This is a genomic window from Streptomyces sp. NPDC127119, assembly GCF_042677425.1.
GTDB lineage: Bacteria > Actinomycetota > Actinomycetes > Streptomycetales > Streptomycetaceae > Streptomyces.
Genome location: NZ_JBHXTO010000003.1, coordinates 136,613 through 162,321, shown reverse-complemented (window position 1 = coordinate 162,321; position 25,709 = coordinate 136,613). Strand labels below are relative to the sequence as shown.

The window sequence follows — 25,709 nt, the reverse complement described above, 5'->3', positions numbered from 1 at the left end:
GTACGTTCACTCGACCTGCGCCGGACGGTGTTCGAGGTGGCCACGTGGGCCCCGATACCGGCGGTCACCGATACCGGCGGTCGTTACGCGGGGTCGAGGCGGGAGATGTTGCCGTTACTGGCGAGCACATACAATTCCTTGTCGCAGCCCTGAACGAACGACACCACTTCGCCGGCGCTGACTCCGAGGTCGCTCACGCCGGTGACCTTGCCGTTCTCCATCTGCAGCGTCCGGACGGTGCCGTCGCAGTAGTCACTGAAGACGTACTGTCCCTTGAGGTCCGGGATCTCGTCGCCGCGATAGACGTATCCGCCGGTCACCGAGCACCCCAGGCCGCTGCGGTCGTACTCGTGGACCGGCGGCACGTGGTTCGCGGGCTCCGCGCCACCCCGGAAGGCGTGGTTGCCCTCCATCTGGGACCATCCATAGTTCTCGCCGCCGTCGCTGTCGGCCGGGGCCCAGTCGATCTCTTCCCAGTCGCTCTGCCCGACGTCACCGATCAGCAGATCACCCGTGCCCTCGTCGAAGGAGAACCGCCACGGGTTGCGCAGCCCGTACGCCCAGATCTCGCCCTTCGCGTTCGGATCGTCCACGAACGGGTTGTCCGGCGGAATCGCGTACGGCTCGCCGCCCTGCGGATCGATCCGCAGCAGCTTGCCGAGCAGCGTGCCGAGGTTCTGCCCGTTCTTCTGAGGGTCGCCGCCTGAACCGCCGTCACCGAGCGCGATGTAGAGGTATCCGTCGGGGCCGAACTTGATGTCGCCGCCGTTGTGGTTCGAGTAGGGCTGCGTCTGGGTGAGGACCGTACGCCGGGTGTCCGGCTGGATCCTGCCGTCCTGAACGGCGAACTCGTCCACCGTGCTGGTGCCTTCGAGGTTGGTGAACGAGATGTAGAAGTGCGTGAACTCATTGTCGAAAGCGATGCCCAGCAAGCCTCGTTCGCCATCGGTCGTGGTCTCGGCGGACACGTCGAGGACGGGTTGGCCGAGGCCCTGATCGCCCAAGACCCTTACGGTTCCGGCGCGTTCTGCTATCCAGACCGTGCCGTCGGGGCCGGCCGCGCCGGCGGTCGGACTCTGGGCCGTGGTCAGTGTCGTGAGCACGACCGTACCGGCCTGCGCCGGTGATACGGATGCATCGGCGGACGCTGTGGTCAGGGCCAGGGAGGCGACGAGGCAGAGGGCGCCAACGATCGCCGAGCTTCTGGTGCGGACTTTCACCGTGATCCTCCTGGAGGCGGCGCGGTAGGTCACGCGGCCACTGGGCAGAGTGCGGTGGGGATCAGCCCGTGACGGCGCGCGACCTGCGTGGGGGGATGGTGCACTGCTGTCTGCTGTCCACGTATGAGGATACTGGGGTAACTGTGGTTTGCGGGGGCGAAAACTGCCCGCATTAAATCGGCGGGCCCGCGACGGTCACCGACCGACAGAACCCGTGTCGCCGGACTCCGCACACACGGTGGACCCCGCAGGCACCGCCTCAGAGGCGCCGACCGCTCCAGTGAGCAGGCTCAACTCATCGACGGTCTCGGCTTCGACCGGTCACGCGACAGGCGGGTTGAACCGGGAGTAGTTCTGGAGTTCCCACTGCAGCGGGCTGGCGTTGTCGATCTGCACCACGGTGTCGATCTCGAACTCCACCACGCGCAGAGCCCCTTCGTACGCCGCGGCGCTGCGGGGGTCCCAGTCGATGCGGCCGGTGCCGGTGAGTTGCAGGGTGTGGCCCCGCTCCCAGTCGAGGAACAGCAGGCCGGACGCGGGGGCGAGGTGCAGATTGCCCAGGGTCATGTAGAACTGGTTGCCGGTGTAGTCGGGCCAGCGCAGTGTGCGGGGCCCCGCGACGGTGACGAAGCCCGGCATGCCGCCGCGGTGCGACGCGTCGGCGCCGTGCTCGGCGGTCTGGCTGGCGATGAAGAAGGTGTCGGCCTGCTCGATCCACCGCCGCTGGACGGCACTGAGTTCCTTGCCGGTGCGGGCTTCCCCGGTCGGCGTGGCATCGGCGGACTCGGTGATGACGCGGTTCTGCAGGTACTTCGGGCAGTTGCCGAACACCTGCCCGGTGGTCATCCGCAGGCCGTCGCCGTCACGTACGGCCACGCCGTTCGCGCGGATACGGCGCTGGGTCTGCGGATGCAGGGCGAGCACGCCGACGGCGCGTTCCTCATCGAAGGCATGGTGGAGCGGATCGCCGGGAGCGGGCAGTGCATGGATGTCGAGGGTTCGGCCGTCCACGGGCTGGGCGAAACCGGGAGGTCCCGTCACGATCGTCGACCAGACGGCGCCGGTGTCGTCGGCGGCTCCGAGGACCAGCATCTGCTGGGCTCGGATGAAGGGGTGGAACCCGTGCGGGATGTCCGGGCCGAACATGGGCGATCCCCATCCGGGGCCGCCCTCCTGAGCCTTTCGCTGGACCGCCTGCTCCCCGCGGTGTTCTGCGCGCAGTGTCACGAGATGCCTCCTTGATCAGCGTGCGAGCAGGTCGGGCAGCTCGCCGAGGACCTGCTCGAAAACGGAAGGGTCGTCCAGGACGCGCGCCACCACCAGGGCGCCCTCGATACGGACGAGGGCGGCACGCGCCCGAAGCTCGGCGTCCTGTTCGGCCGCACCGGCCCTGACAGCAGCACCGGCCATGGCCTGGAGCCACGCTCGGGCGAGCCGGGCCGCGTGGGCCCTGATCTCCTGCGGCGCCCCGATCAGCGTCATCGTGTCGAGGACGCAGGCCATGCGGCCGTCCTTGTAGACGAGCGCCATACGCCGTGCCATCTCGGCAACACCTTCGGCGGCGTCCGGCGCCGAAGCGAGCAGCTCGAAGATCTCCCCGAAATGGGCCTCCATGCTCGTGAGGACGGCGGCCGCCATGGCGGGCTTGCCGTCCGGGAAGCGGTGATAGAGGCTCGCGCGCTGCAGCCCTGTCGCCCGAGACAGGTCGGAGAGTGACGCTCCGGCGTACCCGTTGGCCCGGAAGACCTCGGCGAGCCGGGCATGCATCAGCTCATCGTCGACATTCGGCGTCCGTCCCATGCTCTTACTTTACCGAACGTTCGGTAAAAGAGAAAGTCCGAGGTTCCCCACCCCGGGAGCGCACGCGTCATGACCGAGCCGGACGTGTCCCGCTTCCTGGCGATGTCAGTGCCCCGTGTCAGGCTGAAAGAGCCCGGCGGCGCCCATCACCTCGAAGCCGATGCTGCCGCCGGGCACCCTCGTCCCCATCGAAACGGGGAGGAGACAGACCGCGGCGACGCCAGCACGGGACACACTTTCGTACGACTCAGGCGCCACTGCCCATCCGACCACGCCCCGTTCGACGTCAGGCGTACCTGGCTGCACCCATGCAGTGGTGCACGCTCACCTTCGGCTATGCCGTCGCCGGCATAGCGTTCACGTCATGTGGAAAACCACGCGGCAGGCCTCGCGTGCCACCGCGCACCTCGCCCTCACGGCGGCCATGGCCTTCGGCGTGTAGCTCTTCATCACAGCGTTGATCATCACTGCCGTCGGCACCCTGGCCGTTGTCGGCGCCTGGATGCTGCCGGAGACAGTCCTGTTGATGGGCGGAGCTGACGCAGACGCGGGCCGGAGCGATCGCCGCTCACGGCGCCGAATTGCGCCGGATCGAACGCAACCTCCATGACGGCGCCCAGGCCCGGCTGGTCGCTCTCCCGGCATCTGCTGGAAGACGAGACCGACGGAGCCGAGGGCGGAAAGCACCGAGAGCAGGAAGCCGGCCGCCGCCTTGACCGGGACGAGCAGGGATCGGAAGACCAGCAGCAGAAGGACGAACGCCAGGCCGACCACGGCGATGAGGTCCAGGTGGAACGGGCTGCACCACGACGGCAACCACGAGTGACTCGCCGACACCACAGCCGGCCCGCGCCACTGCCAACAGGCGGAGTTGCCCGCGCAGGAACCTGACTCCGCTCATCACCCGCCCTCGGAAACAGGTCGCCTAGGCTGGCGAAGTGACTGGTGAGCGGGAGCGGGTGCAGCCGTCGGGAGTGTGGGCCACGGCGGTGGGGGTGGCCAGGGTGCGCGCGCTGGAGAGCGAGCGGGAGGACGCACTGTTCCGCGACCCACTGGCACGGGCCTTCGCCACAGCCGGTGGCCTATGGCCCTCCTCGCCGTCACTGCCCGATGAGGAGGCCGCGCGCCGCCGCCGACTGGCCGTGTCGTTCTCCATCGTCATCAGGACGAGGTTCCTCGACGACCTCTTGCGGCAGGCCGCCGCGTCCGGGGTCCGGCAGGTCGTGCTGCTCGGCGCCGGAATGGACAGCCGGGCCTTCCGGATGGACTGGCCCAACGGCACCCGGCTGTTCGAGGTCGACACCGCCACGCCGATGGACTTCAAGGCTGCGGTACTGCGCCAAGAGCGGGCCGTCGCGCGCTGCGAGCGGATCACCGTCCCGGTGGATCTGCGCGACGACTGGCCCGCCGCGCTGGCCGCCGCGGGGCACGACCCGACGGCGCCGACCGCGTGGATCGCCGAAGGGCTACTGATCTATCTGCCCCAGGACGCGGTGGAGTTGCTGCTGTCCCGGATCAGCGCGCTGTCGGCGGCAGGCAGTCGGATGGGGCTGACCTTGGGCTCGCGCGGCGTGATCGAGCGCTTCGGTGCGGACGCCGTGCCGGGATCGGCGGCGTCCATGTGGGTCTCGGAGATGCCCGACGACCCAGTGGGCTGGCTGGCCGGACATGGCTGGGAGGCAGACAGCCACACCCTGCGTGAGCGCGCTGCCGCCTACGGCCGTCCGACCAACACCCCTCCGGAGCAGGCGGAGCGGCCTGGCGGACTGATCTCGGCGGTCCGCCGGTAAACACGAGGCAACTGCCTTCACTTGATGGTGGACGTGCGCCTGTAGGGCACCGAATCGGTGCCCTACAGGCGCTGCGTAGGAAGTACGCCATCGCCGCGGTCGGCCGTCACCGACAGAACAGACCGACGCCCCAACGCCCCAGTCCTCAAGCCTCAAACCTCAACGACGCAACACCCCTGACCTACTACCAGGCGACAGGCAGCTCATAGATGCCGTACGCCTGCGAGTCCTCCTTGAACTTCAGCTCGGACAGGTCGGCCGCCAGCCGCAGTGTCGGGATACGGCGGAACAGGGTGCTGAACACGACGTGCAGTTCGATACGGGCCAACTGCTGGCCGATGCACTGGTGCGGTCCCCAGCTGAACGCCATGTGGTGTGCGGCCTTGCGCGCGAGGTCGAGCTTGTCCGGCTCGGGGAACGCCTCCGGGTCCCAGTTGGCCGCCGGCAGAGCTGCGATGACCCCCTCCCCCGCCCGGATGGTCTCGCCGTCGATCTCGATGTCCTCGACGACCGCCCGTCGGGCGAGGAGGTGCGGGATGGTCAGGTACCTCAGCAGTTCCTCGACCGCGTTCGCCACGAACTTGGGGTCGTCGGAGCGCTCCCGGAGAGCCGCCAGCTGATCCGGGTTCTGCAGCAGCAGGGCGGTGCCCAAGGTGATCATGTTGGCACTGGTGTCATGGCCGGCGACGAGCAGGATGTGTCCCAGCGGAGCGGCCTCCCCCATGGTCAGGTCCCTCGCCTTGACGCGTTCGGCGAGGTCGGAGAGCACGTCCTCACCGGGGTCGTCCATCTTGGCCTCGATGAGTCCGGAGATGTACTGGCGCAACACCCTCGTCGTCTCGGCGGCCTCCTCGGCGGTCTTGAACCGGGCGTTGGTGACCCCTGCGTGCTCCTGGAAGAAGTGGTGGTCCTCGTAGGGCACACCGAGCAGAGCGCAGATCATGAGTGACGGAAGCGGCAACGACAACGCTTCGTTGAGCTCGGTCGGGTTGGGTCCCGCGAGCATCTTGTCGATCAGGCCGTCGGTGATGTCCTGGATCTCGGGACGCAGCTTCTCCATCCGGTGCCGGGTGAAGGAGCTCGTCAACATACGGCGCCAGCGCTGGTGTTCGGGCCCATCGGTGTTGTTGATCGACGGCTGCATCTCGGCTGCGTGAGCCTTCATCGCCTCCGTCGTGTGCGGATACCCGGGCGCTCCGATATTGGCGCTGAGCCTCGGGTCGGCCAGCAGTTGGCGCTGCGCGGCGTAGGTCGTGGCCACCCAAGGAGTGCTGCCGTCCCAGGTCTCGACCCTGCGCACCGACTTGCCGGCGTCCTGCAGCTCCAGCAGCCCGGGCGGCGGCGCGAAGGGGCACTCGGACGCCCGGGGTGACGGGTATGTGGGATGCGCCCCGGTCACTCCGGCACTCGCCACGTTGTCGGCCATGTCCGCACTCCTCTTCTCTGACTGCCCTGTCGGACGACGATGAGCCACGCATGGGGACGACCCGCCGGGATCTCCGCCGGCCCTGAACCGGCGTCACCGCATCGCGCGCACCACGAACCTTACGTCGACCGATCGGTACAATCAATGCAAGTGAAGGGGTGGAATACGACCCCACAAACGGACTCCGAATACCGACGGAATGCGGTCGGCAGAAAGCGCGTAGGGGCAGCGCGGAGACCATGACCTCCGCCCTGCCCCTACGCAGCTCAGACCCAACTCAGCTCAAACCCTTCGCACCTCAAACCCTTCGCGGCTCAGGAGCTGGCAGCCCCCGGCTTCTCCTTGAACTGGTGCCCGAGAAAGGCCCCCGTCCACGCCATGAGGTCCGAGGGAACGTAGTAGCCGTCCTCGGCGTTGATCGCGTCCCAGTTCTTGACGACATCCTCGACCGTGGCAAGTCCGCCGTTATGCACGTAACCCGGTGTGGAGGCGATGAAGAAGCGTGCGAACCGGCCCGCTCCGGCTGCGTAGATCTCCCCGTTGACCGGGCACTCCTCGTGCGCGAGGTACGCGACCAGGGGCGCCACGGCCTGCGACGGCATCCCGGCCTGCTGAGCCGCCGCCTCCGCCGCGGCCTCGTCCTCGATACCGCCCATCCTGGTCAGGGCCGCCGGGGCGATCACGTTCACTTTGATCCCGTGGGGTTCGCCGGCCAGCCGCGCGCTGCGGGCCAGGCCGATGACTCCGCCCTTGGCAGCCGCGTACGAGAGGTTGTTGTCGAGGCCGAAGAGACCGGCCGACGACGTCAGCACGACACGGCCGTAGCCCTGTTCGACGAAGTGCGGCCAGGCGGCCTTCATGGTGTTGAAGGAGCCGACGAGGTGGACGTCGAGGTGGCGTTCGAGATTGTCGGCGTCGACCTCCGGCAGCCCGGCCCATCTGATGATGCCGGCGTTGTTGATGACGACGTCGATGCGTCCGAAGGCGTTCAACGCGGTGTCGATGATGGCCTTGCCGCCCGCCTCCGTGGAGACGTCGTTGGTGTCGGCGACGGCCTGGCCGCCCGCCGCCACGATGGCGTCGGCGGCCTTCAGTGCGGGGGCGGCGTCCGTGCCGTCGCCGTCCATCGCTCCGCCGAGATCGTTGACGACGACTTTCGCCCCCCGCTCGGCCAGCAGTCCGGCATAGGCGCGACCGATGCCACGCCCCGCGCCGGTGACCACGACCACGCGTCCTTCGAAGTTCAACTCGCTCATGGGTGACTCCTGTTGTGCTGCTGTAGAGCGGCGCCGCCCCGGACGACAAGTCCTGTGTGCCGCGCCGCCGATCCTGAAGAACGTTCTGACGAACGATGAATGCGGTGTCCCTGCTCGCCCGGCCGGGCCCGTGTCACTCCTCGATGTGAATGGCGAGCGCGGGGCACACGGCCGCCGCGTTGCGGACGTCGTCCGCGAGGTCGGCCGAGGGATTCCCGTCGAGCAGGATGACGATGCCGTCCTCCTCCCGCTGGTCGAAGACCTCGGGGGACGCGGCCACGCACTGTCCGGCCGCGCAGCATTTCTCCTCGTCGATGAGTACCTTCATGACACCTCTCCGGGCGACTCGGGGAACCAGTGGATTCAAGGGACGGAAACGGATGCGGTGATGCTGTCGACGACCTCTTGGCGGCGCATGCGTGTCTGCTTGGGCATGTTCCAGCCCAGGACTTCGGTCACGGCTCCACCGCTGGTGTAGCGGACGACGAAACGGCGGCCCGCCACATCGCCTTCGACGACCTCCGTCTCGGCGTCGGCCGGGAACAGGCCGTGGACCTGCAGCTTCGCTTCGAACTGGTCGGTCCAGAAGTAGGGCACCGGGGCGTAGGCCCGGTCCTCGCCGAGGATGACGGTGGCGACGGCCGCGGCCTGTTCGGTGGCGTTCGTGCGGTTCTCCAGCCGCATCAGCCGGTTGTAGCTCTCGTGGTGGAACCGGGCCACGTCACCGACCGCGTAGATGCCGTCCGCCGCGCGGCACCTCGCGTCGCAGACGACGCCGTTGTCCAGCGTCAGGCCGCTGTCGTCGAGCCACTGCGTCGCCGGAGTGGCTCCGATGGCGACGACCACGACATCGGACGGAAGGACCTCACCGCTGCTCAGTCGCACACCGGTGACCCGGCCGTCCTCGCTGAGCAGGCCCGCGACCCCTGAGCCCAGACGCAGGCGCACACCGTGCTCGTGATGGAGGCCGGCCAGCAACTCGGACACCATGGGGCCCACTTGCAGGGCCATCGGCGCCGCCAAGGGGCCGGCGAGGGTGACGTCCAGACCCAAAGTGCGCGCGGTCGCCGCGATCTCCGAGCCGAGTACACCCTCGCCGACCACGACGAGCCGGGATCCGGGCCGTAGGTCCGCCTTCAGGGCCACGGCGTCGTCGAGTCCGCGCAGCGTGTACACACCGGCGATGCCTTCCTGGCCGGGAAGGGCTCGCGCCCGGACCCCGGTCGCGAGCACGACGACGTCCGCGGACAGTTCGCGTCCGGAGGTCGTACGCACGGTCCGCGCGGCCACGTCGAGGGCGGTCGCGGCGTCGCCCAGCACGAAGTCGGCGTCGAGGTTCGCGATGACCTCGGCGGTGCGCAGTGCCGCGCGCTGCGGTTCCCAGGCTCCGGCGAGGACCTGCTTCGACAAGGGGGGCCGGTCGTACGGCGCGTGCACCTCGTCGCCGAGCACGTCGATGGCTCCGGTGTATCCCTTGCGCCGCAGCGCTTCCACCGTGGTGAGGCCGGCCGCCGAGGCTCCGACCACCAGGATGCGTCCGGGGCCGGTCATGCGCTCCCCCGTACGGTCGCCGGGCCGGTGGACGGCCGGTGACCGTCCCCCTGGCGGTCATCCCGGTCGCCGTGCTCCAACCTCATAGCTGTCTCCGATGCAGTTCGATCCGGTCGCTTCAGTTGTTGCGAACAGTCGGGACCCACTACGTGAGGTACCTGCCGCCGTTGGTGCTCAGGGTCTGTCCGGTGACGTAACCGGCCTCCTCCGACGCCAGGTAGGCCACGGCGTAGGCCACGTCCTCGGGGCGGCCGGCGCGCTTCATCGGCATGGTCTCCGCGACCGCTTCGACGTCGACGGGCCCCTGACGCACCAGCGGGGTGTCGATGAAGCCGGGCGGCACATGGTTGACCGTGATGCCCGTACTGGCGTACTCGATCGCGAGTGCCCTGGTCAGGCCGATGACCCCGCCTTTGGAAGCCGCGTAGTGCGCCATGGCCGGTGCCCCGGTCTGCGCGGACGAGGACGAGATGTTGACGATCCGGCCCCAGCCCGCGTCGAGCATGTCGGGCACCAGTTCCCTGGTCACCAGGAACGGCCCCTTGAGGTTGATGCCGACCATGCGGTCCCAGGCGGCCTCGGTGATGTCGGTGAAGGGCTGGTAGGCAGTCACCCCCGCGTTGTTGACCAGGACGGTGACGGGCCCCAGTTCCTCGCGGGTGCGCGCGGCGGCCTCGGCGACCGCGCCGGCGTCGGCGGCGTCTCCCCCGATCGCGATCGCGGTGCCGCCCGCCTCCTGGATGGCGGCGGCGGTCTTCTCGGCTCCTTCGTCATTCAGGTCCCATACCGCGACGGCCGCGCCCCTGGCGGCCAGGACTTTCGCGACCGCTTCCCCGATGCCGCGGGCCCCGCCCGTGACGACGGCGACCTTTCCCTGCAATGACATGCGTGCTCCTCATGTGCGTGGCGCCCCGCGGCCGGACCTCCGGCGGTCCCGCTCTCGTGGCAGATGGTTCGTCCCCGGGCGTTCATCCCTGAACGGTGGCCCCGACGCCCGGTGGAGCGTCGGGTGCCGCGTCAGTCGGGAAGCGCCTCTCGGGCGGCGTTACGTGCCGCCGTCGCCGCCGGGAAACCGGCGTAGCCCGCGGCGTGGTAGATGACTTCGGCGATCTCGTCCCTGGTCAGGCCGTTGGTCACGCCGATTCTGACGTGGGTCCTGAGCTCGCTCTCGGCACCCAGCGCGATGAGGATGCCGAGCGTGACCAGACTGCGGTCCCTCGGGGCAAGACCCTCCCGGGCCCACAGGGAGCCCCAGACGCTGGTCAGGCCGATGTCGACGAGTTCTTCACCGAGACGTCCGTCCCGCAGGTCGATGTCCCCTTCGGGGAACACCCCCGGCAGCGCGTCCCGCATGGCTTTCCACCCGGCGCTGCGCAGCGCGGCCGGTTCTTCGGCGTCCTTGGCCGTCATGTGTGACTCCTGGTTCGCACGGCTCTGTGTCTCCCCCGATGGAAAGTTAGACCAATCGGTCGGTATAATCAACGGCCAGGACAGCGGATACTCGTCACCCCTTGCGGGACGGGCCGCACCGGACGCCACACGGGCCGCGCTCCGCCCTCGAAACCGCCTCTCCGCGGCACGAGCATTGATCGATCCAAGGGCCTGCTCTACTCTCGCCCTGAAGATTCGATCGATCGGTCGAAATAACAAACTCGGGCTCACGCGGGCGGAGCAGCCCCCTGTTCACAGTGGAGGGCAGATGACCAACACGAAGACGACATCCTCAGCACCCGAGAGCCGGGGTGACGCGGACGAGGTACTGGATGTCGTGGTGATCGGTTCAGGTGTCACAGGCATCCACCAGCTGCATCTGGCGCGGGAGGCCGGTCTTTCCGCCAAGGCGCTGGAGGCCGGCAACGGTGTCGGCGGTGTCTGGTACTGGAACCGCTACCCCGAGGCCCGCTTCGACTCCGAGAGCTACAGCTACGGCTACCTCTTCTCCAAGGAGCTGTGGGAGGAGTGGGAGTGGTCGGAGCAGTACGCGGGGCAGCCGGAGATCGAGCGCTACTTCAACTACGTGGTCGACCGCTTCGACCTGCGGAAGGACATCGTCTTCAACGCGAAGGCGGACTCGGCCGTCTACGACGAGCCGACCGGCACCTGGACCGTGACGGCCGAGAACGGCACGACACTCAGGACACACTTCCTCGTCGCGGCCACCGGGAACCTGTCCGTTCCCTTCATCCCCGCCATCGAGGGCCGCGAGGTCTTCCGGGGCGAACAGCACCACACCAGCCGCTGGCCCAAGCAGCCCATCGACTTCACGGGCAAGCGCGTGGCCCTCATCGGAACCGGCTCCAGCGGTGTCCAGGTCGTACCGGCCATCGCCGACGACGTCGCCTCCCTGACCGTCTACCAGATGAAGGCGGACTGGGTCACACCGCTCAACAACCGGCCGATCACCCCCGACGAGCAGGCACGCCTCAAGGCCGACTTCGAACAGATCCGCGCCACCCTGACCAGCTCGCCCAGCGGGTTCCTGCATGCCATCAATCCGGCCAGCGGAGCGGATGTCGGCCCCGAGGAACGCCAGGCGTTCTACGAGCAGATGTGGAACAGCCCCGGCTTCACCAAACTGACCGAGCACTACCGGGACATGACGTATAACCCGGAGATCAACTCCGAGTGGTGCGCCTTCATGGCCGGGAAGATCCGCGGCATCGTCGAGGACCCCGAGACCGCGAAGAAGCTGATCCCCGAGGACGGTGGCTACGGCGCCCGGCGTCCTCCGTTCGGCACCGGCTACTACGAGGCGTACAACAAGCCGGCCGTCTCGCTCGTCTCCCTCCCCGAAGAGCCCATCATCCGGTTCACCGAGACCGGCGTCGAGACCTCGCAGGGGCTGCGCGAGTTCGACATCGTCATCTGGGGCACCGGTTACGACTTCGGCACCGGCGCGCTCAACCGGCTGGGCGTACGCGGCCGGCAGGGTCTGCCGCTGGAGGAGTACTGGGCGGACGGTCCGCGCACCTATCTCGGTGTCGCCACCGCCGGTTTCCCCAACTTCTTCTTCCCCGGCGGCCCGCACGGCGCCCTCGGCAACAACCCGCGGTACGCCGGCGACCAGGTGGAGTTCACGCACGACGTCCTGATGCACGCACGGGACCACGGACATGACGTGATCGAGGTGAAGGCGTCCGCGGAGAAGGAGTGGACGGACCTCATGAACAGCAGCGACAACCTGTCCATCTTCCAGAAGGCCAGCTATTTCTACGGCTCCAACATCCCCGGCAAGGCGGTCAGCCAGTTGCTGAACCCCACCGGGCGATGGAAGCTCCAGGAGCTGATCCGCGAGGTCGAGGGGAACGACTACAACACCTTCGACCTGTCGAGGTCGGACCGGCCTGCCGGTGCTTGAGCGCGTACGAAACGACGGTCGGCCGATGCGAGTCGGCCGACCGTCGTCGAGGGGGGCGGCGTGCCCTTCTCAGTAAGGGAGTTGGTCACGGCAGGAACGTGGTCACCCTGCGCTGGAAGCGCCACTCGCCGTCACGGCGGCGGAGCACGTCGTCGTAGCGGCCGACCAATCGGACCACCCAGCCGGATGCGTCGCGCTGGAAGAAGGCCAGGTTGCTGACGGCCGACGCCTCGTCCCCGGTGACCGATGTGACGACGGTGTTGGCGACGAGGTGCAACTGCGGCTGGGTGGGCGAGAAGCCGGCGTATCCGGCGCGTATCGCCTCGTGCCCCTCGAAGGTCCCGACACCGGTGATCTCGGCGACGCCGTCGGGCCAGAACAGCTCGACGAGGTCGTCCACCCGGTCGGCGTCCAGCGCCTGCGCGTAGGCGCCGATGGCGCTCTGCACATGGGCGGTGGTCGAGGCCTCGGTTGCTGTGGTCATCTCGGACTCCCGAAAAGTGAGGGGCCGGGCCCGTCGGTCGAGTGGACCGGGCCCGGCGGGTGGGGGATCAGGCCTGGTAGGTAGTGGACCGGCGGTGGAACAGCCACACCCCGTCCGTCCGACGCAGCGTGTCCACGTACCGGCCGGCGATCTGTGCGGTCCAGCCCGCCTCTCCGCGCTGCAGGAACACGACATCGCTCGTCGCCGTCGCCTCCTGTTCCGCGGAGACGGTGACCACGGTGTTGCTCACCAGATGGAGCTGGGGCTTCGTCGGCTCCCAGCCCTTGAAGGCCTGACGGATCGCGTCCCTGCCCCGGACGGGTTCGATGCCCGGGATCTCCAGGACCGCGTCGGGTGCGTACAGTCCGGCGATTTCGTCGGTACGCCCGGCGTCCTGTGCCTGGGTGTGTGCGCCGATGGTCGCTCGTACGCCTGCGACGACCTCGGCGTAAGGGGTTTCACTCATGGACGGCTCCAAGTGCTGACAGATAGCTGCAGGCCCAGGTCTACCGTATTTCGACCTCTCAGTCTATTGCTCCGGCTGGAAAATCGTCCGGCATCACCGTGCCATATTCAGGGATTCATTGACCGACCGGTACATAGTCCTTAGCATGGCGAAGACAGTCGACAGGGACGTCGGCAGAGGAGGCGTTTTATCGTGACGAAGCGTTGGAAGCAGCGGCCGCCCGGTTCGACGTGGGGCGACTGGGGTGACGACGACGAGCTGGGGCGGATCAACCTCCTCACGCCGGAGAAGGTGCTGCAGGGGGTGCGCGAGGTCGAGCACGGCATCGCCTTCAGCCTGAGCCTGCCTCTCGACTATCCCGGCGGCTCGGCGATGAACCAGCGCCGCTACCCGCCGATCCTCAGGCCCACCGAGGACCTGCAGCACAAGCAGGACGTCTTCTACAACGTCGTGGCCAGCGAGCAGATCAGCCCGGACCTGATCGACGTGTGGTCCGACGACGTGGTCACCCTGTGGCTCCAGTACTCGACCCAGTGGGACTCCCTGGCCCACCAGGGGGCCGAGTTCGACGCGGACGGCGACGGCGTCGCGGAGCCGGTCTATTACAACGGCTACCGGCCCGGCACCGACCTGGTCGGCCCCGAGGAGGACGCCAAGGGCGACGGCAGCGGCAGCAAGGCCTTCGCCCGCCGTCTCGGGCTTGAGCACATGGCCGAGCACGGGGTGCAGGGCCGGGGCGTGCTGATCGACATCGCGCACCACCTGGGCACCGGCTACCAGCCGGTCTCCTTCAAGCAGTTGCAGGAGATCATGGCGGCGGACAACGTCGTCGTGGAACCCGGGGACATGCTCCTGCTGCACACCGGGTTCGCCACACAGATCCTCGCCTGGGAGAAGAATCCCGACCCGGTCGCGATCCACCAGACCGCGCCCTACCTGGACGCGGACGACCCCGAACTGCTGCGGTGGATCGCGGATTCACAGATCTCGGCGCTGATCGCGGACAACTACGCCGTCGAGGGCGTGGGCGTCACCCAGGCGCAGGGGCCGCACACCCTGCTCCCCATCCATCACCTGTGCCTGTTCAAGCTGGGCGTCCCCCTGGGCGAACTGTGGTACCTCAAGGAACTCGCCGCCTGGCTGCGTGAGCACCACCGCAGCCGCTTCCTGCTGACCGCTCCCCCGCTGAACCTCCCCGGAACGCAGGGCAGCCCCCTGACGCCGGTGGCGACGGTCTGACGCACCGCGGGCGGAGTGCCCCCGCGCAGACGCCGATGCCCCGGAACCCAGGTTCCGGGGCATCGGCGTGCGGGCGTGTACGCGTGTCGGCGTGTCAGCTCTCCCGAGAGGCCGGCCGGAGCGGTTCCGGACTGGCGTTCCTCCTGACCGCGAGAAACTCACGCATGCGGTCTTCGAGATCGTCGAACCGGTGGCCCGGCTTCGCGAAGCCCAGGAAGAGGGTGGCGCAGTACTCGCGGGAGAGGTACTCGGCGTCCCACTCACCGTCGGGCCTGATCCACTGGTAGGTGTGGTTGTGCAGGTTCAGGAACTGCAGGGTGGCCAGTCGCGGATCGAGTTGCCGGAAGGCCCCTTCGTCCATGGCCGCGACGAGCAACTGCTGGACCAGGTCCTCGAACTCGCGGCGCTGGGTCATCAGACGGGACCGGTTGACGCCGTGCAGATTGCGGTAGTCGTGCTCGTACACCCAGACATGGTCCAGCCGGGCCAGGATGTTCTCCAGCAGTGTCTGCGACAGCATCCTGAGCCGGATGAGCGCGCCCTCCTCCAGGGAGGCGATGCGGTGCGCGCTTTCCAGCATCGGACCCATCACGCGGTCCTGGATCTCGACGAGGAGCTGTTCCTTCGAGCCGATGTAGTAGTAGAGCGCGCCTCTGGCCAGCCCGGCGGCCTCGCCCACCTCTGCGATGCCGGTGGCCGCGTACCCCTTCTTGGCGAACAGGGCGGCCGCCCGGTCGATGATCTCCTGGCGGCGGATCTCGTAACCCGGCCCATGTCCCGGTGGTCTAGGCATGGGTCAGCATGTTACGGCCTGGGACCACGGCCGCCACCAGCGGCATCACGCGCCGGGCGGTCGCCCGGCACGCTGTCGCGGCGTTTCGGCTCAGACGGCGGCGATACGACGGACGGTGTCCGCGATCGTGTCGCGTGAGGGCAGCCAGACGCGTTCCAGGGAGGGCGCGTACGGGGCCGGAACCGGGGGCGGGGCCACCCGTGTGACGGGGGCGTCCAGGTGCCAGAAGCCCTCGTCGACGGCGAGGGCGGCCAGTTCGGCGCCGACGCCGAAGTCCCGTACCGCCTCGTGGGCGATGACCAGGCGGTTGGTCTTGGCGAGGGAGGCGAGGACGGTCTCGCGGTCCAGCGGGGCGATCGTGCGCAGGTCGATCACCTCGACGCTGATTCCTTCGGCGGCCAGCTTGTCGGCGGCGGCGAGGCAGTCCTGCACCATGCGGGACCAGGAGACGAGGGTGACGTCGGTGCCCTCGCGGGCGACCTTGGCCCTGCCGAGCGGGATCAGGTGGTCGGCCGCGGGGCGGGGGCCCTTGAGGCCGTACTGGAGGCGGTTCTCGACGAAGACGACCGGGTTCGGGTCCTGGATGGCCGCCCGCAGGAGACCGTACGTGTCGGCCGGGTTGGACGGCATGACCACGGTCAGTCCGGGGATGTGCGCGAGGATGGCCTCCAGGCTCTGCGAGTGCTGGCTGCCCGAGGAGCGGCCGGCGCCGAACTGGGTCCGCACGACCAGCGGCATGGAGGCACGTCCGCCGGTCATGAAGCGGAGTTTGGCGGCCTGGTTGAGCAGCATGTCGAGGCACACACCGATGAAGTCCATGTACATGATCTCCACGACGGGCTTCATTCCCGCCATCGCCGCCCCCACCGCCGCACCGAGGATCGCGCTCTCGCTGATCGGGGTGTCGCGGACCCGTCCGGGGAAGGCCTGCGCGAGTCCCCGGGTGAGGCCGAAGACGTTGCCGCCCGCGCCGACGTCGATGCCGGCGATGAACACCGCCGGATCCGCGGTCAGTTCGTGCTCCAGGGCGAGACGTACGGCGTCCATCGAGCGGAAGATCTCCGCGTCGGGCGGCAGGGGAGCCGGTTCCGGCACGGCCGGGCGCGGGGCGGACACGAAGTCGTGGAGGGTCCCGGGGTCGGGTTCGGGCAGGCTCCTCGCCCATTCCACGGCCGACTCGATCTCCTTGTCGATCTCCTCGTCGACCGCGTCGACGAGCGGCTCCTCGACTCCCGCGTCCGCGAGGCGCCGCCGGGCCACCAGCAGGGGGTCGCGTTCCTTGGCGGCGGCGACCTCCTCCGGACTGCGGTAGCGCTCGGGGTCGCCCTCGTAGTGCCCGTGCCAGCGGTAGGTCTCCGCCTCCACGAGGACCGGGCCGCCGCCCTGCCGTATGCGCTCCACCACGTCGTTCATCATCCCGGCCACGGCCAGGACGTCGTTGCCGTCGACGTGGGCGTAGCCGATGCCGTATCCGGCGGCGCGGGCCGAGAGCGGCGCGCGGTGCTGCTCCGAGGCGGGCGAGAACTCGGAGTAGTGGTTGTTCTCGCAGAGGAAGACGACGGGCAGGTCCCATACGGCGGCCAGGTTGACCGCCTCGTGGAACATCCCCTGGGCCACCGCTCCGTCGCCGAAGAACGCCACCACCACATCGCCGGCCGCCCGCAGTTTGGCGGCGGTGGCCACCCCTGCCGCGATGGGCAGTCCCGCGCCCACGATGCCGTTGGCGCCGTAGATGCCAAGACCGGGATCGGCGATGTGCATGGAGCCGCCGCGGCCGTGACAGGTTCCGGCGTCCTTGCCCATGAGTTCGGCCATCATCGAGGCCGTGTCCAGGCCCTTGGCCAGGACGTGGCCGTGGCCGCGGTGGGTGGAGGTGATGCCGTCGCTCTCGCGCAGGGGCCAGCACGCGCCGACCGCGCTGGCCTCCTGACCGATCGACAGATGCAGAAAGCCGGGGATCTCGGTCGCCTTGTACAGTTCCGACGCCCGCTGCTCGAAGCGGCGGATTCGGCGCATGCGACGGTACATTTCGAGAAGTTGTTCCGAGTGGGTGGATTGCTCGCCGATTATCTGCGGTGCCAAGGTCATGTCAGTCCTCGCTACACTCACGCAGGCAATGCATCTGAGGCACGGCCTGTGCTGCCTTTTTTTAATGTACTGATCGCTCAAGGGAGAGAATCGGATGGCAAGGCCGCCGGGGCACGGTCCCGGCTTCGAGGTCAGGCGCCAGAAGATCATCGACACGGCTGCCGAGTTGTTCGCCCGCCAGGGCTATGCGGCGACGTCCGTCAACGATCTGGGCCGGGAGGTCGGGCTTGCCAAGGGGGCGCTGTACTACTACATCGTCTCCAAGGAGAACCTGCTGATCGAGATCCAGTCGCGGGTGATGGTGCCGCTGCTCAGGCGGGCCCGGCAGATCACGGAACTCGACGAGACGCCGTTGGTACGGCTGCGCCTGCTGTCCGAGTCGCTGCTGACGATCATCTTCCACCGGCTCGATCACATCTGGGTCTACGAGCACGACTACCGCAACCTCAGTGGGGACGAACTGGACCGACTGCTCGGCCAGCGCGCCGAGTTCGAGGGGCTCGTCTCGGGGCTGCTCGCGGAAGCCGCGGACGAGACCGCCGTACGGACGAGCCACACCCGCCTCGCCACCCTGCAGTTCCTCAACCTGCACAATCACACCTACCAATGGGTGCGGACCGATGGACCATGGGGTCCGGCCCTCCTCTCGCGCGAGTACTGCGACACCCTGTTCCGCGGTTTCGGTGCGAGCGACAGCGCTCTGGACGCCGCCGAGGAGAGGGCAGAGACGTTCAAGCGTGAGCGCCCGGACCTCCCGCTCGACCCCGAAGCCGAGTGGGCGCCCGTCACCGTGGGAGGCTGATCCGCTCCGCGGCGGGGCAGCCGCCGGCAGCGCATCGGCCCGGCCCTCACCCGCGCTTGACCAGCGCCTTGGCGATGACATTGCGCTGGATCTCGTTGGTGCCCTCGCCGATCTCCAGGATCTTCGCGTCCGCGTAGAAGCGGGAGATCTCGGATTCACGCATGTAGCCGTAGCCGCCGTGGATCTGCAGCGCCTGGGAGGCAGCGCGGTTGGCGACCTCGGAGGCGTACAGCTTCGCCATCGCGGCCTCCGTCGCGTGCGGACGGCCCTGGTCGGCGAGCCATGCGGCGCGGTAGACCATCCACCGCGCGGCCTCGAACTCCGTACCGATGTCCGCGATCTTGTGGGCGACGGCCTGGAAGGCGGACAGCGGACGCCCGAACTGCTCGCGCTCCCTGGCGTGCTGGACGCCCAGGGTGAGTGCGGCCCTCGCCAGTGACATGCTCAGCGCGGCGACGCTGATACGGCCCTTGTCGAGCACGGACAGGAACTGGCGCAGTCCGCCGCCCTCTTCGCCGATCAGGTGGTCCCGGGGAATGAAGCAGTCGGTGAAAACGAGTTCCCGGGTGTCCATGGCGTGCCAGCCGAGCTTCCTGAGCTTGCGGCCGACGGTGTAGCCGGGTGTGTCCGTCGGCACGTAGAAGGTCGCGAACTGCTTGCGGCCCTCGGCGTCGTGGCCGGTCCGCGCGAGCAGGGTCACACCCTGGCTGATGTCCGTGCCGGCGTTGGTGATGAACATCTTGGTGCCGTTGATCACCCAGCCGCCGTCAGCGCGGTGGGCCGTCGTGGTGATGCCCGCCGCGTCGGAGCCGGCACCGGGCTCGGTGAGCCCGAACGCGCCGATGGCCTCACCGCGTGCCAGGGGTGCCAGCCACCGGTGCTTCTGCTCCTGGGTGCCGTAGGCGAGCAGCGGCAGCGTGGCGATCGTGGAGTGGGCGTTCCAGGAGGAGGCCACCGACTGGTCGGCGGCGCCCAGTTCCTCCATCACCGCCACGTAGGACACCATGTCGGATCCGGCGCCGCCGTACTCCTCGGGCACCAGCATGCCCATCAGGCCCAGTTCGCCGAGCTTGGTGAAGATGTGGGTGGGGAACTGCTCGTTCTCGGACCACTCGGCCGCGTGCGGGGCGATCTCACGCGTCGCGAACTCCCGGACCATGTCCTGCAGCGCCCGCGTCTCCTCGGGCAGATCGAAATCCATGTCACAGTCCCTTCGGGGTCAGCAGAACCTTGAGGTGGGAGGCCCGGTCGGCGGCCAGGTCCGCGAAGACGCCGACACCGTCCTCCAGCGAACGCCGCCCGGTCAGCAGAGGGGAGGCGTCCAGGCGCCCGGTGCTCATCAGATCGATGACGCGCGGGATGTCGAAGGTGTAGCCGAGGGTGCCGAGCAGGGTGCGCTCGTAGAAGACGAGCTGTCCCATCTCGATCTCGACGCTGCCATGGCCGACCCCGGCCAGGACGACCCGGCCGCCGCGCCGGACGGTGGCGACCGCCTGGGCCGCGAGCGCCGCCACGCCGGTCGCGTCGATCACCGCGTCCGGGCCGACGCGTCCGGTTCGCCGGAACACCTCACGGCGTACGTCGGTCTCCCGGGGGTCGAAGGCCTCGGTGACGCCGATCTCCAGCAGCTTCTCCCGGCGCTCCTTCAGCGGCTCGCTCACGTACAGCCCGGCCGCTCCCGCGAGGCGGGCCGCGAGCACCACGGCGAAGCCGATCGGGCCGCCGCCGACGACGAGGACGTTGTCGCCCGGTCGTATCCCTGCGCGGGCCACCGCGTGCAGGCCGACGGCCAACGGCTCGGCCAGGGCCGCCATTTCGTCGCTGACGTTGTCGGGGAGGCAGGTCAGTCCGGCCAGCGGTACGGTGACGCGCTCGGCGAACCCTCCCGGCGAGGCCAGTCCCACCGATCCACTTCTGGGGCAGATGTGGTACTCGCCCCGTGCGCACCAGTAGCAGACGCCGCATCGCCACACCGGGTCCACTGCCACCCGGTCGCCCACGGCGATGCCCGGTGTATCGGTCCCCAATGCCAGGACGGTGCCGCTGAGTTCGTGTCCCAGCGCCAGGGGTGGCTGCGCCCCGGTGAGCGGGTGCGGCGCGGTGCGGATCATGTGCGGGCCCTCAAGGAACTCGTGCAGGTCGGTGCCGCACACGCCGCACCAGGACACCTCCACGACAGCCTCGTGCGGCCGCGGTTCCGCGGGATCGGGCACCTCTTCGAGCCTCAGGTCCCGTGCACCGTGCCAGCGCAGCGCCTTCATGCCGAACCACCCTTCTCGTCGTCGCTGTCGTGCACCGGGATTTCCTCGCGTACGGGGCCCTGTTCGTGCGCCGGACCCTGTTCATGCGCTGGGCCCTGTTCGTGCACTGGGCTGCCGAAGCTCGCCTTTCCCGGGCCGTGGTCGAGGAACGAGTGGAGTCCGGTGGCCGCGTCGCGCGTGCCGAAGACGCCTGTGAACAGGGCCCGTTCCAGGGCGAGGCCGGTGCCGATTCCGGCGTCGGCTCCCTGGTCGACCGCTTCCTTGATGGCTTCCAGGGCGGCAGCCGGTCCCTCCGCAAGGCGGTGGGCATAGGCGAGGGCGGTGGCGTAGACCGAATCGGCCGGTACGACCTCGTCCACGAGCCCGATCCGCAGCGCCTCGGCAGCCTTCACCCGGCGGCCGGTCATCAGCAGGTTCTTGGCCTTCGCGGGGCCGAGCAGGCGGGTGAGTCGCTGGGTTCCGCCGGAGCCGGGCATGATGCCAAGCCTGACCTCCGGCTGGCCCAGTACCGCGTTGTCGGCCGCCACCCGGTAGTCGGCACAGAGCGCCAGTTCCAGACCGCCGCCCAGCGCATGGCCGGTCAGCGCCGCCACCACCGGCATCGGCAGGCGGGCGACGTCCTCGAAGGTCCGCTGCAGTGCCCGGTTCCAGCCGCGGACCTCCTCCGGCCCCATCGCCGCCAGCGCGTTGATGTCCGCGCCGGCGGCGAAGAGCCGTTCACCGCCGTAGAGGACGACGGCCCCTACGTCGCGGGCGTCCGCCAGCTCGCGCGCCGCGGCTGCCAGCTCTCGCCGCTGGGCCGAGTCGAAGGCGTTCATCGGCGGATTGACCAGGCGAAGTACGACCACCGGTCCATCGGCATCGATGCGGATGCGGGGCACAGGTCGGCTCCCCTTTCCGGGGGATCCTCCCCCTCATGACGGTTGTCGGTGGCTGCGGAGCGTCGTAGAGTGCGCTGCAGGTTTTATAGACCAATGGGTACACGAAAAGTTTGTAGCGGGCAACCGACCGGTCGGGACAATGCCGGTCAACGAACAAGAGAGTCGCCGTGCACAATTTCGCGAGCATCCTCGACTACCACTTGGCCCAGCGCCCCGACGCCGTCGCCGTCGTACAGGACGACCGGCGACTGACCGTGCGAGATCTGCACACCAGGGTCAATGAACTGGCCGCCGGCCTGTCCGAACTGGGCGTGCGCCGGGGAGACATCGTCGGGCTGCTGCTGTACAACCGGCCCGAATTCATCGAGCTGCTGTACGCCGTCAACCGGATCGGCGCCGTCCTCCTGCCGTTGAACTACCGCCTGTCGGAGGACGAATGGCAGTTCATCCTCGACCACGCGCACGCGAAGGTGATCGTGACCGAGCCGGAATTTGTTCCGGCTATCGATCAGCTCAGGCACGCATTGGACCGACTGGAACACCAGATCCAGGTGGGCGACGGCACCATAGCCGAGGGGTGGACGGGCTATGACGACCTGCTCTCCCGGCATGTGGGCGCCGCGGTGGAGACGGTGGACGTCGAGGCGGGAGACCTCCAGCGGCTGATGTACACCTCGGGCACCACGTCACGGCCCAAGGGCGTGTGCATCACCTACGGCAACCTCCAGGCGAAGAACCTCGCCCACATCGTCCACTTCGGGCTGACCGCGCAGGACACCACCTTGGTGTGCGGCCCGCTGTATCACGTGGGTGGCCTGGACATGCCGGCGCTCGGCGTGCTGTACACGGGAGGAAAGGTGGTCCTGCAGCGCAAGTTCGACGCCGAGGGCGTACTGAAGGCGATCCAGGAGCAGCGCGTGACGAACCTGTGGCTCGCCCCGGCCATGGTCAACGCCGTCCTTGAGGTGCCGGGCCGCGAGGCGTACGACACCACCTCGGTCCGCTTCGTGCTGGGCGGCGGGGAGAAGACCCCCGAGCCCGTGCTGCGGCGTATCGGCTCCGCCTTCCCCAACGCCTGGTTCGCCGACGCCTACGGACTCACCGAGACCGTCTCCGGCGACACCTTCCTCGACCGCGCGCACAGCCTGTCCAAGCTCGGCTCGGTCGGGCGGCCCGTTCCGCACACCCGGATCAGGATCGTCGACGAAGGCGGGAGGCAGGCGCCGACCGGCGAGTTGGGCGAGATCACCCTGCGCGGTCCGAAGGTCTTCGCGGGCTACTGGCGGGACGACAGGGCGACGGCTGCGGCCGTCAAGGACGGCTGGTTCCACACCGGGGACATCGGCCATGTCGACGAGGAGGGCTTCCTCTACATCGACGACCGCAAGAAGGACATGATCGTCTCGGGCGGCGAGAACATCGCCACCCCGGAGGTCGAACGGGTCCTGTACGACCATCCCGCCATCCTGGAGGCGGCCGTGGTCGGACTCCCCCATCCCCGCTGGGGCGAGGTGCCGCGGGCCTTCGTCGTCTTCCGCCCGGGCATGCGGACCGGGTCCGAGGAACTGCGCCGGTTCTGCCAGGAGCGCCTGGCCAAGTTCAAGGTGCCCGCCCGTATCGACGTGGTCGACGCACTCCCCCGTACACCGTCAGGGAAAGTCCTCAAACGGACCCTGCGCGACCTTCCGACGGAGCCGCAGGCATGACCGACATGACGAGCGACCTGCGCCTCGACGGCAAGACGGTCTGGGTGACCGGTGCCGGAAAGGGGCTCGGCCGCGCCATGGCCGTGGCCCTGTCCCGGGCCGGGGCGGCACTGGCCGTGACCGCGCGCACGGCCGACGACCTGGAGCAGCTGGCCGCCGAAGTCTCCGGCCACGGTGGCAAGACACTCGTCGTGCCCGGTTCGGTGTCCGACCCGGACACCGTCAGGGACATGATCGACCGCATCACCGACTGGGCGGGCCGGCTGGACGCGGTGGTCAACTGCGCGGGCGTCAGCCCTCACTTCACCCGCAGCGAAAGGGTGTCGGACGAGGCCTGGCAGCAGGTCCTCGACGTCAACCTGGCCGGCACCTTCTACTGCTGCCGCGAGGCCGGGAAGGTGATGCTCGACCAGCGGGCGGGTTCGATCGTGAACGTCTCCTCGGTGCACGCGAGGGTCGGTTTCGAGCGCATCGCGGCCTACGCGGCCAGCAAGGGCGGCGTCGAAGCTCTCACCAAGTCCCTCGCCGTCGAGTGGGCCGACCGCGGGGTGCGGGTGAACACGCTCGCGCCCGGCTACTTCCGCACCGACCTCAGCTCGGGCCTGCTGGACAGCAGTTGGGGTGAGCGCATCGTGGGCAGCACTCCCCTGGGCCGGGTCGGGGAGACACACGAACTGGGCGGCGCCGCGGTCTTCCTCGCCTCCGACGCCTCCCGCTACATGACCGGCTCCACGGTCACGGTGGACGGAGGCTGGACGGCCCGGTAGCCGACTCAGCCGCTTCGAGGCGGAGGAGGACGGAGGGAGCGAAGAGGGACGGTCCACGGACCGCCCCTCTCACAGGCATGTCGTTCCACTTCCGGGCCGATTCCTTGGCTCTTTTCGCGGGATCAACTTTTCCTGAGCGATCCATTGATTGTACCGACCGATGGGTCTATTTTACCGGCAGCCGCACTCTTCGAGCCGCGTCAGGACTGCTTCACCGCCGCGCGGTTCCCGCTTTCGAGCACGTCAACGCCCTGTCCCGAGCTGCGAGGACCGGAGCCGTTCCCCTCACCCCGTTCCACCCCGCTCACCCACGGAGGGCTTCCATGACTCAAACCCAGACCTCGCCGTCACCGGCTGCGGAGGGTTCACGTTCCACAGGGCGCAACGCGGTCATCGTCGCCGCCCTCATGTGGTCGGTCCAACTGGTCTCGCTCGTCGCCGCCCTGTCGGGCACCACACAGGCGGCCATAGCGATCCATTTCCAGACGACCGAGATCGCCTGGTTCACTCTCATGACCTTGCTGACGGGCACCTTCTTCCTGCCCTTCATGGTCAAGGGAGCGGCCCTGTTCGGAAAACGGCGCGCCCTGCTCGTCGCCACCGGCCTCGGTCTCGCCGGTGACCTCGTCGCCGCGCTGGCCACCGACTACCGCACCCTCCTCATCGGGCGGGGCATCGCGGGCGTCTACACGGCCGCCACCCCGCTCGCCTACGCCCTCACCCGCGATGTCTTCCCGCGCCGCTGGGTCGGAGTCGCGAACGGCGTCATGGCCGGTGGCGTGGGCTTCGTCGCCTTCGGCGGCCCGTTCCTCTCCGGATACCTGCTCGACCACCACGGCTTCCGGGGCGTCCTGTGGTTCGTGGCCATCAGCACGGCCGTGAGCTTCTTCCTCGTCCTGTTCCTCGTGCCGGAGAGCCCGGTCCGCGAGCGGGGCGGGCGCATGGACTGGGCCGGCGGGCTTCTCCTCGGCGGCGGAGTCACCCTCATCATCTACGCCGTGGGCCAGGGGTCGCACTGGGGCTGGAACAGCGGGAAGTTCATCGGGTTCATCGTCGCCGCGGTGGCCGCCCTCATCGCCTTCCTGCTCGTCGAACGCCGGGTCGCCGACCCGCTGTTCCCCCTCAGCATGACCAGACGGCGCCCCGTGTGGTCCGCCCTGCTGGCCACCTCCATCGCGGCCGGTTCCCTCAGCGCCGTCGGTGTGGTCATCCAGCTCCTGGTCCTGATGCCGAAGATCCCGGACGTCTCCGACGGCCTGGGCTGGTCGGGCACCCACAACGCCATCGTCACCAGCCCGATCAGCTTCATGATCCTGGTGGGCGCCATCGGAACCGGCACGATCGCGCGCCGCGCCGACAGCCGGGTACTGCTGGCCATCGGAACCGTGCTCGCCGTCGTGGGGTACGGCATCGGCACCCAGTACCACCAGTCCGCCGGCCAGATCATCTCGTGGGGCGTCATCGCGGGCCTGGGCACGGGCGTGGTCGTCGCGGTCGTGCCCATCATGGTCATCGAGGTGGTCAGCCCCGAGGAACAGGCCATGGCGAACGGCGCGCAGGCCCTGGCCCAGGGCGTGGCGCAGATCATCGTCTCGCAGCTGACGTACGTGATCATGTCGCAGCACGGAGCGGTGATGAAGGGCACCCAGTTCTACCTCGACCAGGGCTTCACGAACGGTATGTGGCTGGTGATCGGGTGCGTCGTACTCGGCGGCCTGTTCGTCACCCTCATCCCGAAGGCCGAACGCCTTGAGGACGCGAAGGTCGGTCAGGGCGCCTGATCTCGTCGCCCTGATCTCGTCGCCCTGATTCCGTCGCCGT

Annotated in this window: 23 protein-coding genes and 1 pseudogene; 8 read left to right on the top strand and 16 right to left on the bottom strand. The window is 68.7% G+C overall.

The genetic code is table 11. The annotated features are described in order from the left end of the window. Positions 1-83: 83 nt before the first annotated feature. The 3 genes from ACFVH5_RS02810 to ACFVH5_RS02800 form a co-directional block, all read right to left on the bottom strand. Positions 84-1,220 (bottom strand): PQQ-dependent sugar dehydrogenase, encoded by a 1,137-nt coding sequence (locus tag ACFVH5_RS02810; protein ID WP_385831517.1) that lies wholly within the window; start codon positions 1,218-1,220, stop codon positions 84-86. 321 nt (positions 1,221-1,541) lie between these two features. After that, the gene (locus ACFVH5_RS02805) at positions 1,542-2,447 is read right to left on the bottom strand and encodes a pyridoxamine 5'-phosphate oxidase family protein (protein WP_385831515.1); all 906 of its coding nucleotides are present in this window, start codon (positions 2,445-2,447) and stop codon (positions 1,542-1,544) included. Positions 2,448-2,462: 15 nt separating this feature from the next. Then, the gene (locus ACFVH5_RS02800; RefSeq protein ID WP_385831514.1) at positions 2,463-3,020 is read right to left on the bottom strand and encodes a TetR/AcrR family transcriptional regulator; all 558 of its coding nucleotides are present in this window, start codon (positions 3,018-3,020) and stop codon (positions 2,463-2,465) included. Between the two features lie 533 nt (positions 3,021-3,553). Between ACFVH5_RS02800 and ACFVH5_RS02795 the strand changes: the two are divergent. Both ACFVH5_RS02795 and ACFVH5_RS02790 read left to right on the top strand, forming a co-directional pair. After that, positions 3,554-3,673: pseudogene (locus ACFVH5_RS02795) on the top strand (sensor histidine kinase); the annotation flags it as partial. 321 nt (positions 3,674-3,994) lie between these two features. Further along, complete coding sequence (locus tag ACFVH5_RS02790; RefSeq protein ID WP_385831582.1) at positions 3,995-4,810, top strand: class I SAM-dependent methyltransferase; 816 nt, start codon at positions 3,995-3,997, stop codon at positions 4,808-4,810. A gap of 184 nt (positions 4,811-4,994) precedes the next feature. On the opposite strand, the gene ACFVH5_RS02785 is transcribed toward ACFVH5_RS02790, so the two are convergent. The 6 genes from ACFVH5_RS02785 to ACFVH5_RS02760 form a co-directional block, all read right to left on the bottom strand. Beyond that, positions 4,995-6,236: a cytochrome P450 gene (locus ACFVH5_RS02785; RefSeq protein WP_385831513.1), complete on the bottom strand. Its 1,242-nt coding sequence runs from the start codon at positions 6,234-6,236 to the stop codon at positions 4,995-4,997. Between the two features lie 314 nt (positions 6,237-6,550). Next, the gene (locus ACFVH5_RS02780) at positions 6,551-7,492 is read right to left on the bottom strand and encodes an SDR family NAD(P)-dependent oxidoreductase (protein ID WP_385831510.1); all 942 of its coding nucleotides are present in this window, start codon (positions 7,490-7,492) and stop codon (positions 6,551-6,553) included. 133 nt (positions 7,493-7,625) lie between these two features. Continuing rightward, positions 7,626-7,820: a ferredoxin gene (locus ACFVH5_RS02775; RefSeq protein ID WP_384798146.1), complete on the bottom strand. Its 195-nt coding sequence runs from the start codon at positions 7,818-7,820 to the stop codon at positions 7,626-7,628. Between the two features lie 35 nt (positions 7,821-7,855). Then, entirely contained in the window at positions 7,856-9,043 is a 1,188-nt protein-coding gene (locus tag ACFVH5_RS02770) for an NAD(P)/FAD-dependent oxidoreductase (RefSeq protein WP_385831509.1), read from the bottom strand. A 145-nt stretch (positions 9,044-9,188) separates the two neighbouring features. Then, on the bottom strand, positions 9,189-9,929 hold the full coding sequence (locus ACFVH5_RS02765; protein WP_384798141.1) for an SDR family NAD(P)-dependent oxidoreductase: 741 nt from the start codon (positions 9,927-9,929) through the stop codon (positions 9,189-9,191). A gap of 131 nt (positions 9,930-10,060) precedes the next feature. Then, complete coding sequence (locus ACFVH5_RS02760; protein ID WP_385831507.1) at positions 10,061-10,453, bottom strand: carboxymuconolactone decarboxylase family protein; 393 nt, start codon at positions 10,451-10,453, stop codon at positions 10,061-10,063. A gap of 289 nt (positions 10,454-10,742) precedes the next feature. Between ACFVH5_RS02760 and ACFVH5_RS02755 the strand changes: the two genes are divergently transcribed. Continuing rightward, positions 10,743-12,401: a flavin-containing monooxygenase gene (locus ACFVH5_RS02755; protein ID WP_385831505.1), complete on the top strand. Its 1,659-nt coding sequence runs from the start codon at positions 10,743-10,745 to the stop codon at positions 12,399-12,401. An 85-nt stretch (positions 12,402-12,486) separates the two neighbouring features. On the opposite strand, the gene ACFVH5_RS02750 is transcribed toward ACFVH5_RS02755, so the two are convergent. Both ACFVH5_RS02750 and ACFVH5_RS02745 read right to left on the bottom strand, forming a co-directional pair. Continuing rightward, the gene (locus tag ACFVH5_RS02750) at positions 12,487-12,885 is read right to left on the bottom strand and encodes a nuclear transport factor 2 family protein (protein WP_385831503.1); all 399 of its coding nucleotides are present in this window, start codon (positions 12,883-12,885) and stop codon (positions 12,487-12,489) included. A gap of 67 nt (positions 12,886-12,952) precedes the next feature. Then, a complete protein-coding gene (locus ACFVH5_RS02745; RefSeq protein ID WP_385831502.1) occupies positions 12,953-13,351 on the bottom strand; it encodes a nuclear transport factor 2 family protein in 399 nt (132 codons plus the stop codon). A gap of 192 nt (positions 13,352-13,543) precedes the next feature. Here ACFVH5_RS02745 and ACFVH5_RS02740 point away from each other — a divergent pair, with 192 nt between their 5' ends. Then, positions 13,544-14,590 (top strand): cyclase family protein, encoded by a 1,047-nt coding sequence (locus ACFVH5_RS02740; protein ID WP_385831500.1) that lies wholly within the window; start codon positions 13,544-13,546, stop codon positions 14,588-14,590. Positions 14,591-14,684: 94 nt separating this feature from the next. Here ACFVH5_RS02740 and ACFVH5_RS02735 read toward each other — a convergent pair whose 3' ends face one another. Together ACFVH5_RS02735 and ACFVH5_RS02730 are read right to left on the bottom strand one after the other, a co-directional pair. Further along, the gene (locus ACFVH5_RS02735) at positions 14,685-15,383 is read right to left on the bottom strand and encodes a TetR/AcrR family transcriptional regulator (protein WP_385831499.1); all 699 of its coding nucleotides are present in this window, start codon (positions 15,381-15,383) and stop codon (positions 14,685-14,687) included. A 90-nt stretch (positions 15,384-15,473) separates the two neighbouring features. Further along, positions 15,474-17,399 (bottom strand): pyruvate dehydrogenase complex E1 component subunit beta, encoded by a 1,926-nt coding sequence (locus ACFVH5_RS02730; protein WP_385831497.1) that lies wholly within the window; start codon positions 17,397-17,399, stop codon positions 15,474-15,476. A gap of 166 nt (positions 17,400-17,565) precedes the next feature. Here ACFVH5_RS02730 and ACFVH5_RS02725 point away from each other — a divergent pair, with 166 nt between their 5' ends. Then, entirely contained in the window at positions 17,566-18,273 is a 708-nt protein-coding gene (locus ACFVH5_RS02725) for a TetR family transcriptional regulator (protein WP_385831495.1), read from the top strand. A 46-nt stretch (positions 18,274-18,319) separates the two neighbouring features. Here ACFVH5_RS02725 and ACFVH5_RS02720 read toward each other — a convergent pair whose 3' ends face one another. From ACFVH5_RS02720 to ACFVH5_RS02710, 3 genes are read right to left on the bottom strand one after another with little or no spacing between them, the layout of a single operon-like run. After that, positions 18,320-19,474: an acyl-CoA dehydrogenase family protein gene (locus ACFVH5_RS02720; protein ID WP_385831493.1), complete on the bottom strand. Its 1,155-nt coding sequence runs from the start codon at positions 19,472-19,474 to the stop codon at positions 18,320-18,322. Between the two features lies 1 nt (position 19,475). Beyond that, complete coding sequence (locus tag ACFVH5_RS02715; protein WP_385831492.1) at positions 19,476-20,534, bottom strand: alcohol dehydrogenase catalytic domain-containing protein; 1,059 nt, start codon at positions 20,532-20,534, stop codon at positions 19,476-19,478. Then, positions 20,531-21,382 (bottom strand): enoyl-CoA hydratase/isomerase family protein, encoded by an 852-nt coding sequence (locus ACFVH5_RS02710; RefSeq protein ID WP_385831490.1) that lies wholly within the window; start codon positions 21,380-21,382, stop codon positions 20,531-20,533. The genes ACFVH5_RS02715 and ACFVH5_RS02710 overlap by 4 nt, the downstream gene beginning before the upstream one ends. A 200-nt stretch (positions 21,383-21,582) precedes the next feature. Here ACFVH5_RS02710 and ACFVH5_RS02705 point away from each other — a divergent pair, with 200 nt between their 5' ends. The 3 genes from ACFVH5_RS02705 (at position 21,583) to ACFVH5_RS02695 (ending at position 25,669) form a co-directional block, all read left to right on the top strand. Further along, positions 21,583-23,121, top strand: a complete 1,539-nt coding sequence (locus ACFVH5_RS02705; protein ID WP_385831488.1) for a long-chain fatty acid--CoA ligase — start codon at positions 21,583-21,585, stop codon at positions 23,119-23,121. Continuing rightward, positions 23,118-23,888 (top strand): SDR family NAD(P)-dependent oxidoreductase, encoded by a 771-nt coding sequence (locus ACFVH5_RS02700; RefSeq protein ID WP_385831486.1) that lies wholly within the window; start codon positions 23,118-23,120, stop codon positions 23,886-23,888. The genes ACFVH5_RS02705 and ACFVH5_RS02700 overlap by 4 nt, the downstream gene beginning before the upstream one ends. 323 nt (positions 23,889-24,211) lie before the next feature. After that, complete coding sequence (locus ACFVH5_RS02695; protein WP_384798103.1) at positions 24,212-25,669, top strand: MFS transporter; 1,458 nt, start codon at positions 24,212-24,214, stop codon at positions 25,667-25,669. The last annotated feature ends 40 nt before the right edge of the window (positions 25,670-25,709 follow it).